Consider the following 12065-nt stretch of genomic DNA (forward strand, 5'->3'; position numbering starts at 1 on the left):
CTCAAGTTTCAATCCCCTCATTGCCGACGGATCAACATCCCGTTATAAGTTTCGCTGTATTCTCTCCTAAGTGCTCACCAACTTGCTATGTCCACAGACGAATCCAACGAACCTCTCGATACTGTTCCACCTGAATTTGATCAGGAAATTTCTGTTGGCACAGAAACACCTCCGAAATCTCTGGGGGCGACGCTTCTGAAGCTCGGGCCGGGGCTGGTGGTTGCGGGGAGCATTGTTGGGTCAGGCGAGTTGATCGCCACGACAAAAACTGGCGCGACAGCGGGAATAGCTTTATTGTGGCTGATTATTATCGGCTGCCTGATTAAAGTTTTTGTGCAAATTGAATTGGGCCGCTACTCGATCATCAATGGCGAAACGACCTTGAACGCGCTGAATCGCGTCCCGGGGAAGATTGGAAAAGCCAATTGGATCATCTGGTTCTGGCTGTTCATGATGATGGCGGGGATCTTGCAACTCGGTGGAATCGTTGGTGGAGTCGGGCAATCGATGGCCATCGCAATGCCGATCACCGGGGATTTTGTCGAAGCGATCGCACTTCCCGATGCTGGAGAAATTCAATTCTATAATGACTGGAACGACGATTTTGAAAACGGTCGTGTGAAGTTCAATGAGCTGCCTGTTGAGGAACAGAAGCGGATTCAACAAGGTCATGACCGCATCGGGATGGCTCTCAGCGAGATCGGTGAACGGGGAACGGCAGCTATCGCGGTCGTTCGAGCAGGTGAGAAGGTTGAAGACCCTTGGACTCTCGATGACCGAATCTGGTCGACACTCGTCGGTCTCATTACTGTCGCGTTACTCTACAACGGTCGATACGGAGTGATTCAATCGATCTCAACGGTACTGGTGATCTCGTTTACATTTCTGACGATTGGTAACGTGGTCTCGTTGCAAATGACTTCGGACTGGAGCCTCTCTGGGGCGGAATTGATGAAAGGTTTTTCTTTCAGCTTGCCCAATCAGGGAAACAAATGGGAATCACTCGGGATCGCCTTGGCGACCTTTGGGATTATTGGAGTCGGAGCCACGGAACTGATTACCTATCCGTACTGGTGTATTGAAAAGGGGTACGCCCGCTACACCGGAAAGCGGACTGATGATGATGCATGGGAGAAACGAGCACGCGGTTGGATGCGTGTGATGCACTACGACGCGTTTCTTTCGATGGTCATTTATACGCTCGCGACAATGGCATTCTTCATTATGGGGGTCGCAGTCTTGCATCGAGAAGGCCGCAACCCGGACGGCATGCGGATGGTGAGTACTCTTTCTTCGGCTTACATTCCAATTTTCGGAGAGTACGCAAAGTGGATGTTCCTGAGTGGAGCTATCGCTGTGTTGTACTCAACGTTTCTGGTTGCGACCGGTGGACATGCCCGAATGTACACCGATGCTCTTAAGATCTTCGGGTTCATTGATCGCAATGACCAGAAAGCCCACAACCGGGCACTGTCGACATTCTGCGTCATCATTCCCATCACTTGTGTGGCGTTGCACTGGACGGGGATCAATCCGGTTCAGGCAGTTCTCATCTCAGGGATGATGCAGGCGACCATGCTTCCGATGATCGGGTTCGGAGCCCTTTATCTTCGCTACACGGCAGCTGATCCAAGACTCATGCCGAGTAAAGCTTGGGACATGATGCTGATTGTTTCATTCCTCGGGCTTTTGATTGCTGGCGTCTGGGGAGTTTACCTGCAAGTCGCAAAGCTTCTTTAGCGCAGTTTGCTGTCCCTTTGCCCGTGAAGGACACGTTTCGCCAGTCAAATCACTGCTCTCCACGAGGCGGAACGTGAGCGTCAATTCGGAAAATGTGAGCATCCTGATCGAGCAGTGCTGCACAATTGAAATTCAGTATGAATTTCACAACTCATTGCGATGATTGGTGAGCCGTCATTGCTTACTTCACATCATCGGTCGTCATGATTCCATCAATATCGCGGTGCAGTGACTCGTGCGGGTTCTCGTCTCGCAACACTTCTGGCAAGCGGTGAAGACGGACATTGTCGTAGCATTCCAGAGACGCGAATCGACGAATCGACGCAGGAATTCCGACAGCGGTGAATCCGGGATGTCCGGTCGCTGGGTAGGGTCCTCCATGATTCATCGCCGGGCTGACAGCGACACCGGTCGGCATTTTATCGTTAATCAAACGGCCGACATGTCGACGAAGCTCTTCAGCGATGGAATCGTAGAGAGCGTCATCAGTTCCTTCCGTGTTCGAATAGATACACCCGGTCAAGTTCCCTTCAAGCTGCTCAGCGATGGCGAGCATTTCTTCATCCGAGTCAGCGACGACAATCAGCGAAGCATTGCCGAACGCCTCTTCCTGATGGCCAGCAGGATTTTCGATGAAGGACTTTCCAGTTGCTCGCAAGAGAGTGTTGGCGTAGGAGCAGCGGTTGGCATCCGCCGGTTCATTTCCGGTGACGACCTGCGCCCCGGTCTGTTGAATGGCAACAATTCCGGCTCGCAAGCTTCGTGCAACTCCTTCTCCGAGAAGTGTGCCAGCGGGGGTTGCTTTAAACTTGGCTGCGACTGCATTGATGAATTCTTCTGCGGCATCTCCTGCTTTGACAACAACAAGTCCGGGGTTGGTGCAAAACTGACCCGTTCCCATCAGGCAGCTGCCAGTGAACTCATCGACAATTTCGCTGAACCGCTCTTCGAGAGCCCCGGGTAGAATGAAAACCGGGTTGATACTCGAAAGTTCGAGATAGATCGGATTTCCCCCTCGATCGGCAGCTTCTTTCAACACAAGTCCAGCATGTCTCGATCCTGTGTAACCAGACGCTCCCAGTTTTGGATGCGCGACGAGCTTGGCTCCATCTTCATGGGATGTGCGATAGATCAATTGAATGAATCCGGCTGGCATGCCAGAACGTTCGCACGATGCCTGAGCGATTTCAGCGAAAAGTTGAGTCGTTCGGGGGTGCGAGGGATGTCCTTTGGCGATGACCGGATTTCCAGCAGCCACCGCCGCCGCAAAATCTCCACCGGAAATGGAATTGAACGCGAGTGGGAAGTTGTTCGGCCCGAAGACCGCTACAGGGCCGATCGGACCGAGCATCGACCGAATGTTCGTTTTGGTATCAATCGTAGGGAGTGACCAGGTTTGGTTGCGGGCAGCGTCGGCAGCCTGGCGGAGCTGGTCAAGCGTTCTCACCATTTCGCCATCTTTCAGGCGTGGAGAAATGGGATAGCCGGTTTCAAGGTGAGCAGCTTCAACGATTTCGTCGATTTTCAGTTCAATTTTCGCAGCGTACGCTTCCAGAAAATCCGCGAATCGTCCGACTGGATAGGAACGAACCGTTTTGAAGGCAGCGACTGCGGCATCAATGACTTCTTCCACTTCAGACCAGGGACTGACCGGATAAACTTCGCTCAGGGTTTCCTTGGTCGCTGGATTGATCGCCTGAAAAGTTTCCGTTCCGGTCGAGGCTCGCCACTGTCCATTGATCAAAACTGGTTGTGAAGTCATCATGAAATCCGCTATAGAGACCTTGATTGTTGTCGAACTGTAGATTAACTGTCGCAGTCACTTTTTTCGAGGCTGTCTTTTTGAATCGTGGTTGCTTCCTTGAGAGCGACCAGAAGCGAATGGGTACAAACACTGATGAAAATTCTTGTTACGGGCGCTGCTGGATTTATTGGATTTCATCTGTCTAAAGCCCTTTTAGCTCGTGGAGATGAGGTTGTTGGCCTCGATATCCTCAACGACTACTACAGTGTGGAGTTGAAGCAGGCCCGCCTCGATATTGTCTCTTCACATGAGAATTTCACTTTCGAAAAACTCGATCTGACAGATCAGCCTGCGATCGCTGCTCTGTTTGAACGAGAACAGTTCGATGCTGTCGTCAATCTCGCCGCTCAGGCAGGGGTTCGTTACTCCCTGACAAATCCGCATGCTTACATGGCGAGCAATATCGATGGATTTCTCAACGTCCTGGAAGGTTGCCGGCACAATCAGGTGAAGCATCTGGTCTATGCGTCCAGCAGTTCTGTCTATGGTGCCAATACACAGATGCCGTTTTCAGTGAGCGACAATGTCGATCATCCGGTCAGTTTGTACGCGGCATCAAAGAAGGCGAATGAGTTAATGGCTCACTCCTACAGCCATCTCTACTCGCTCCCGACGACAGGTCTGCGATTCTTTACGGTCTACGGTCCGTGGGGACGTCCTGATATGGCGTTGTTTCTGTTCACGAAAGCGATCTTGGAAGGGCGTCCGATTGATGTCTTCAATAACGGTCAGATGAAACGTGACTTCACTTACGTCGACGATATTGTTGAGGGGATCGTTCGGACTATCGATTGCACTGCGACTCCGAATCCAGATTGGAATGGCGATGCTCCTGACCCCAGCAGTTCCAAAGCTCCGTTTCGGCTGTACAACATCGGAAACAGTCAGCCTGTTGAATTAATGGCGATGATTGAAGCTCTGGAAAAATATCTCGGGAAAACCGCTCAGAAGAACATGCTGGAAATGCAACCTGGCGACGTTCCAGCAACTTACGCAGATATCGAGGCTCTCGAAAAAGCGACCGGATTCCATCCATCGACTTCAATTGAAGACGGAATTTCACGGTTCGTCGACTGGTATCGAGAATTCTATAAAGAGTAATAGGCAGTCATATCAGAGATCTCGAATTGGTGATCGGGCATCTGACGACACGTGCATCTGCTAGAGTCATCCGCTCTGTTCGAGCGTTCTGCCAGTACGCATTTTAGTATGTGTTTCAGTACGCTTTAAGTGTCAGGTTCAAGAAGATCTCTCCTAGAGCCCCTGATCACTCGATCCCTCGTCGCTCAATCCCTATCCTTCCCATGATCCATGCGATAATTTCGAAACCCCGGGGATGAAGACGTGTCGATTATTGTACAGAAGTTTGGCGGAACCAGTGTTGCCAACGCTGAGAAAATTCGAGCTGCCGCCCAGAGAGCCGTAGCTGCAAAGCAGGCTGGACATCAAGTGGTGATGGTCGTTTCCGCTCGTGGAAAGAAGACTGACGAGCTTGTTCGCCTCGCAGCCGAGATGTCAGAAAATCCGGCAGCTCGGGAGATGGATATGCTTCTCTCGACTGGAGAGCAGGAATCGGTTTCTCTGATGGCGATGGCAGTCCATTCTCTTGGAGAGAAAGCAGTCAGCCTGACCGGTGGACAAATCGGGATCACTACCGACTCGACATTCTCTCGAGCACGGATTGAGTCCATTTCGACAGATCGAATTCGCAAACATCTCGACGCCGGTGAGATCGTCATCGCCTGCGGGTTTCAAGGAATCGATCCCGAAATGAATATCACGACTCTCGGTCGTGGTGGCAGCGACACAACTGCAACTGCATTGGCTGCTGCATTGCAAGCTGACGAATGCCAAATCTACACCGACGTTGAAGGAGTCTTCACGACCGATCCTCGTGTGGTGAGTGCTGCTCGAAAAGTTTCGCTCTTAGCTTACGATGAGATGCTCGAATTAGCGTCTCTTGGGGCAGGGGTGATGCACTCTCGCTCGATTGAATTCGCTAAGAAATTTTGCGTGCCACTTCGTGTTCGTCCTTCATTCGACGAAGGTGAAGGGACGCTGATTGCAAATACGGGTGAGCAACGAATGGTGGCCGGGCTGGCACTCGCACGCAACGAGGCCCGTGTGACTCTTGCCGATCTGCCCGACCAGCCCGGTGTGACGAGCTGCATCTTTGCCTGTATGGCGAAACGGAAAATTCCTGTCGATATGGTCGTCCAGAACGTCGCAGTCGACGGCAAAGCGACCGTCTCATTCACTGTTCAGGAAGGGGAGTTGGCGGACACACTGACCGCAGCTAACGAAGCCATCAAAATTCTTGGTGCAGGGACGATTCGCAGCGGGACAAACGTCGCGAAGCTTTCAGTCGTCGGTGCCGGAATGCGAAACCATTCTGGAGTCGCTGCTCAGATGTTTGACATCCTTCTGAAGAAGGGGATCAACTTGCAGATGATCACCACGAGTGAAATTAAAATTTCTGTTCTGGTGGAACGTGATCGGTGCGATGAGGCATTGCTGGCAGTCCATGAAGGATTTTGTATGGAAACTGCCGTGCCCCAAACGCCGGAAATTGGAATTCAACAGAAAACGAAATCCCCTGAATGTGATCAAAGCGAAGACCAGTTGCTTTCGCGGATTGTCAGCAAGCTTGCCAAGATGGAAGACATCGTCGTCAGCGAAGTCCAGCTCGATGAAAGTCAATCTCGCGTTACTCTTCATCACATCCCCGATGTCCCCGGAACGTGCGCTGAAATTTTCACGACCGTCGCGAACAAAAATATCATGGTCGACATGATTGTCCAGAACGTGAGCGATACCGGTCATGCTGAAGTTTCGTTCACAGTACAACGGACCGACTTGGAGAATTGCTTGAAGCTCGTTGGAGAACTCGCTTCCAAGTGGGACGACGCCACAGTGAGTCACGAACCAGAGATCGGCAAACTAACCGTTGTTGGAATCGGATTGCGAACTCATACCGGCGTGGGTGAAAAGATGTTCAAAGCACTCGCTGATGCAAACATTAACATCCAAATGATCAACACCAGTGAAATTCGGATGAGTGCCGTCGTCGCCGCTGATCAAGGCAAGACAGGTTTTAAAGTCTTGAACAAAGCTTTCAACCTTGTTGAAGAGGCGTGAATTTCCTCTTAAGACTCGTTTGATTTGATCATCTCACTCATCCCTCGTACCCGCTAACAAAGGGGCGGGATCGTTTCGTATCATGATGGAAACGGATTCGGTCCTGACGAATCCGTTGTTTGCTGCGGGTGATCCGATACACTGGAATTCGGAAGCTCTCGCAAGATCGCTGAAAGTGTTGTCTGAGATTCAAACGGCAATCCTGAGTGCAGGTTTTGTGAGAGCGAATTTGTGTTGAGGATTTTTCACAGCGTGGAAGTGCCTTAGAACTGATCCTGAAACCTGAAATTGCTCTCTCAAGCATTGAGAAAAGCGGTGGTTCCAGAGGTTTTCGGACCGGTTCTAAAGTAAGTTTCGGCATTGTTGAGAGTGTTGAGAATGATCTTCATGACACAGGTTTCCGGAACGGTCCAACTTTTGTCTCGCCACCCTTTCGTAAGCTGAGTTCTGAATGAATCAAAACGCGAATGACGCTCCCTCGACCGACGGAAACGCCAAAATAGACGCCAGTGAAATGGAAGCACAGGCGATACGCGGACTGGCCTCTGCGTATTCACGCATGCGCGAGGAAATCGGCAAAGTCGTGATCGGCCAGGAGGATGTGGTTGATCAATTGTTAATTGCCTTGTTCAGCCGGGGGCATTGTCTGTTAGTTGGCGTTCCGGGATTGGCAAAAACTCTCTTGGTCAGCACGGTCGCCAGCATTCTTCAGCTGACCTTTCGTCGAATTCAATTCACGCCAGATTTGATGCCGTCCGACATTACCGGAACCGATGTCCTGCAGGACGATCCGGAGACTGGTCATCGCAGTTTTCAATTTATGCAGGGACCGCTTTTTACACACATCTTACTCGCAGACGAAATCAACCGGACTCCGCCGAAAACACAGGCGGCGTTATTGGAAGCGATGCAGGAGCGGCATGTCACTGTCGGTTCGAATACCTATCGCTTGCCGAGTCCATTTTTTGTGTTGGCAACACAGAATCCTATTGAACAGGAAGGGACGTATCCTCTTCCCGAAGCACAGCTTGACCGTTTCATGTTCAATGTGATGGTCGACTATCCGACAGCTGCCGAAGAATTACGAATTCTGAAACAGACAACCGGCAGCCATACTCCCGAACTCAAACCGGCGCTGACTGGTCAGCAAATTCTGGCACTTCAGGAAGTCGTTAGAAAAGTTCCCGTGGCAGAACATGTCTTCGTCTATGCTCGCGACTTGGTTCGAGCAACCCGTCCGAATGAAAAAGACGCCCCCGGATTCATTAAGAAATATCTCTCTTGGGGAGCTGGTCCCCGTGCCGGGCAATATCTCATTCTAGGTGCCAAAGCACGTGCAATTCTGGAAGGCCGCTTTCACGTGACGACCGATGATGTCAAATCTGTAGCAGTTCCGGTCATGCGACACCGCATTTTGACGACCTTTCAGGCGGACAGTGACGGAATTTCTCCAGATGATGTGATCCGAAAACTTGTCTCACACGTTAAAGTGGAAGTGAAGGAAAAAGCGAAACAGTCCAAGTATTGATTTTCAGGTATTGAGTTCACTGTTGAAGTGTGGTGACACTGATTCTCGTCGATAAGTGCGAGCGTTCCTGTTGTTGATCGCATTGTTGAATTGATGCTCGGGTTCTGCTTCGTGGCGAGCAGTCTCTCCAAATTCCTTCAATCGTTTATTCGTTTCTCCGTTGTTGCATGTTTCGTGGTAGGCGTTTTATCGGGTTACCATTGAAAATACGGAAGATCCTCATCCCTGCTCATTCGAGAATTTCATGACCAGTTCTGTTGCTGATCGAGAGCTCATTAAACGGATACGTGCCGGTGAAGAGAAAGCCTGGCAGGAGTGTATTCAGCGATATGAAGGTCGATTGCAGGCGTTTGTGCAAAGCCGCGTCGGCAACCGGGCGACAGCTGAAGATGTCGTTCAAGACACATTTTTGGGGTTCCTGACAGCTCTCCCCAACTTTGATGAGACGAAAAAAATTCAGTCGTTTCTGTTCGCGATCGCGGCTCACAAGCTGACTGATGTCCTCCGGCGAAATGGTCGTCGACCTACGTTGCCACTCAACGCCGGCCACAGTTCTCAGGGAGATTACGATCCTGTCGGGCGCGAACGGGTCGCATCGAGTATTGCCCGCAGTGTTGAACGTAAGACTGGAGAAGAAGAGGTTCTCGCGGACTGCCTGGAAGGATTGATTCAGCAGTGGATGCAGAATGGTGAGTACGAACGTCTAAAATGCATTGAGTTACTTTTTGTCCGTGGCTTCCCCAACAAAGAGGTTGCTGACTTGCTGAACATCAGCGAGCAAGCAGTGGCCAACCACAAATACTTCGTCGTGTCCAAGCTGAAAGAGGCAGCGACGCAATTCTCCTCAAGCTTTGACTTCGATATGTTTGGGATTCCTTCGGAACCATAATCGGAGCCACAAGCAGTGCGACCCCGCAAGCTACTTGAAGGCGGCCCGCTTCCTGCGAAGTCCCTGTTCAATCCTTGGCAATTCTGGAGGAAGGGGGATTTCAATAACCACCAATGAGCGGCTGCCTCTGGACTGAGGTTGAGTTCAGCTTTACATGTTTTTTCTTCCCATGTTACCTTATACTCTCCTTAGAACGTGACGTTCCCCCCATTTCGCTTCTGACGATATGCCCTCATGATGGATCGAATGATTCACCAAAAATATCAACTAAGACTCCGCAGGAGATCATTGATCTTGCTGTTTGTGAGTATTGTCGCGGTCTCTCCAAGGCTCATGGCTGCCGACTCTGCAGTGATTGGCGAGCTGATTGCGAAACTGGGAAGTTCTTCATTTGTTGAGCGGACAGAAGCACGTCGAGAACTGACACTCTCTGCAGCTGACAATCTGGAGGCTTTGGAGCAGGCAGCTCTCTCTGCCGATCCGGAAACAGCACAGCGTCTCGTGGAATCACTGGAACACGTCTTCCTGCAGGATGACGGAGAAGTTGGCGAACATGCTGAAGAGATCCTGCAGCACCTTGCCAGATCAGGTGGTGCGGCGTCCGTTCCCGCTGGGCTTGTGTTACAGGGAAACGCGCGGTTGCGTGAGTCGAGAGCCCGAATCGCATTGGAGAAACTCGGCGTCCAGTTCATCTACTTCTCTCCATTTGCAATTTCGAATGGACGGGAAATTTTTGCACAGAAAGCCGCCATACTTCCTGAGATTGGCGTCGAACTCGGCCCCGCAGCTGTCCTGCATTCGATTTTCATTCATGAAAACTGGTCCGGGACAACAGAAGATTTGTGGCACTTTACCAGACTTTCGAATCATCGAGATCTCGCCATTTATTCAATCAAAGGGAACAATATTGAAATCAACGATTTGTACCTTTTAGCGAGAGAGCTTCGAGGGCTCACGATTCAGGAGCGAGGAGCGTGTCTGGGAGTGACTTCGAATCCATTCCCCAGCCCGTGCCAGGTGGGCGAGGTCGCTGAGAATGGACCCGCAGACAAAGGGGGATTGGTTGCCGGAGATTTTGTTTTCGCTGTCGATGAAAAACCGATCCGAAGTTTTCCACACCTGGTGCTCACTCTTCAGGATTACAATATTGGCGATGAGGTCACTTTTACCATCAATCGGAATGGTGAAGAGCTGATGAAGCAGGTCAAACTCGGCTCCTGGCGCGAGGCGTCATTCAATCGAGATAAAATCGTCGACACGCCGCCCCCCGTCGTTGGCCCTCTCGGAAAGTTGCCCGTAGAGAAACCTGCACCTGAACCTAAGGGCGGGGCCGGCAATTCTCCAGACAACCCGCCCGTCGAACCGACACCTGTTCCGTAAGCTGTTCCCTTAATTGAGCGACTCAATTTCGAGTTGCAAGGGATCGTTGATTTGCTTGATTTTCTTCAGGATTTTTGACTTGAATGAATCACGAATGGCGACATGCTGCGGCTCTTCTGAATCGAACAGGTTCGTGAGTTCATTAGGGTCATTATTAAGGTCGTAAAGCTCACCGCGACCGGGATTGGCGAAGTCGATCATCAGCTTCCACTGAGGAGTGCGCCAGCAACGCATGTCGGTTTTCGCACCGTGCCGCATACTGTATTCACTGTAAAGAGAATTGTCCCAGGCAATGCGGAGCCCTTTTAACATCGGAGTGAAGTCTCTTCCGCGAATCTCAAGATCGTCCGGGATCTCGACATTCACCATGGCAAGCAGGGTGGGGTACCAATCGAGGTTCGACATCGTTTGTGGGACGGTTCGTCCTCCTTTGAGTCCGGCAGGCCAGCGAATCGCTGCGGGAACTTTGAGTGCCTGATCATACATGTTTGGTCGTTGTTTTGGTGCAATGTGCGGCCATGTTTGCTCGGGGAGAGTGTTGAGCATCCACTGAGCATTCCCTTTGTACCACAAGGCATGATGTCCATAGTGATACCCGTGATCGCTGGTGAAGACAACGACGGTGTTGTCTGCAAGTTTCAGCTCGTCAAGCAAATCAAGAACGCGCCCAACGTTCCGATCGACACTCGCCACGCTGGCGTAGTATTCGCGAATTCGTTTCTTGACGAGTTCGACATTCAGGTCAGGATGAACTGGCTGAGGTAACGATGGGTCAAGATCCTGATACGGTTCCCAATCTTCATCTCGGGTTGGTAGCCACGCTGCATGCGGTTCTCGATAATGAATCGATGCGAGAAACGGTTTCTTTTGGTTCTCTCGTATAAACTTCAGAGCGTTCTCAGTGACCAGATCGACGGTAAATCCGGACATCTTTGTGTCGTGCCCGTTCACTTCCAGAACAGGGTCCTTCGGCGGGCATCCCCCGGAACGAATCCCCATGAAATCGTCAAACCCCTGTAATGTCGGATGATATCGATCGGCAGTTCCAAGATGCCATTTCCCGGAGAGTGAAGTTCGGTAGCCCGCTTTTTGCAGTAGTTCCATCCAGGTGATGGTGTTCGGATTCAAGCCGAGTTCGGGTTCTTTCTTGGGATTGATCCAGTCCAGGATTTCGAGTTCGCAGGCATAGCGACTGGTTGCTAACGCAGCGCGGGCTGGGCTGCACACCGGAGTCACTGTGAAGGCGTTTTTGATGACAATACCTTCATTGGCTATGCGATCAATGTTGGGTGTCTTCAGTTCAGTGTTTCCACTGAATCCGACCGCAGTGGGGGCTTGATCGTCTGTGTAAATGAAAACAATGTTCGGTCGGTCAGCAGCAGAAGCGATGGTCTGAAGCAAGTAGAGAGCAAGTAGGGAAGTCAGCGGAAATAGTCTCGGCGTCAACATCATGGTGGTCTCGCTTGCATGGGAAGCAGAATGCGACTGGAAGAGGGATCAAGGTCGAAGTGCAAATCCGAAATTGTTCTTCAAGTGCACGATAAGCATTGGAAGTGCTTAGTCCCTCGAATCCCAGCCATCAAGAT

Annotated in this window: 8 protein-coding genes; 6 read left to right on the plus strand and 2 right to left on the minus strand. The window is 51.1% G+C overall.

From position 1 onward, the window contains the following. The first annotated feature begins 87 nt into the window (after window positions 1-87). Complete coding sequence (locus Mal48_RS22885; protein WP_145205482.1) at window positions 88-1740, plus strand: Nramp family divalent metal transporter; 1653 nt, start codon at window positions 88-90, stop codon at window positions 1738-1740. 181 nt (window positions 1741-1921) lie between these two features. Here the strand turns inward: Mal48_RS22885 and Mal48_RS22890 are convergent, their stop codons facing one another. Then, window positions 1922-3502: an aldehyde dehydrogenase (NADP(+)) gene (locus Mal48_RS22890; RefSeq protein ID WP_145206515.1), complete on the minus strand. Its 1581-nt coding sequence runs from the start codon at window positions 3500-3502 to the stop codon at window positions 1922-1924. Between the two features lie 135 nt (window positions 3503-3637). Here Mal48_RS22890 and Mal48_RS22895 point away from each other — a divergent pair, with 135 nt between their 5' ends. The 5 genes from Mal48_RS22895 (at window position 3638) to Mal48_RS22915 (ending at window position 10479) form a co-directional block, all read left to right on the plus strand. Next, window positions 3638-4645: an NAD-dependent epimerase gene (locus Mal48_RS22895; protein ID WP_145205485.1), complete on the plus strand. Its 1008-nt coding sequence runs from the start codon at window positions 3638-3640 to the stop codon at window positions 4643-4645. Window positions 4646-4888: 243 nt separating this feature from the next. Further along, entirely contained in the window at window positions 4889-6682 is a 1794-nt protein-coding gene (locus Mal48_RS22900; protein WP_145205488.1) for an aspartate kinase, read from the plus strand. Window positions 6683-7133: 451 nt separating this feature from the next. Next, complete coding sequence (locus tag Mal48_RS22905; protein WP_391601348.1) at window positions 7134-8210, plus strand: AAA family ATPase; 1077 nt, start codon at window positions 7134-7136, stop codon at window positions 8208-8210. A 244-nt stretch (window positions 8211-8454) separates the two neighbouring features. Next, window positions 8455-9099: an RNA polymerase sigma factor gene (locus tag Mal48_RS22910; protein WP_145205492.1), complete on the plus strand. Its 645-nt coding sequence runs from the start codon at window positions 8455-8457 to the stop codon at window positions 9097-9099. Window positions 9100-9345: 246 nt separating this feature from the next. Beyond that, window positions 9346-10479, plus strand: a complete 1134-nt coding sequence (locus tag Mal48_RS22915; RefSeq protein ID WP_197441925.1) for a PDZ domain-containing protein — start codon at window positions 9346-9348, stop codon at window positions 10477-10479. 9 nt (window positions 10480-10488) lie between these two features. Here the strand turns inward: Mal48_RS22915 and Mal48_RS22920 are convergent, their stop codons facing one another. Further along, a complete protein-coding gene (locus Mal48_RS22920) occupies window positions 10489-11931 on the minus strand; it encodes a sulfatase family protein (RefSeq protein ID WP_145205498.1) in 1443 nt (480 codons plus the stop codon). Between the last annotated feature and the right edge of the window lie 134 nt (window positions 11932-12065).

Origin of the sequence: Thalassoglobus polymorphus, assembly GCF_007744255.1 — a bacterium.
Lineage (GTDB): Bacteria > Planctomycetota > Planctomycetia > Planctomycetales > Planctomycetaceae > Thalassoglobus > Thalassoglobus polymorphus.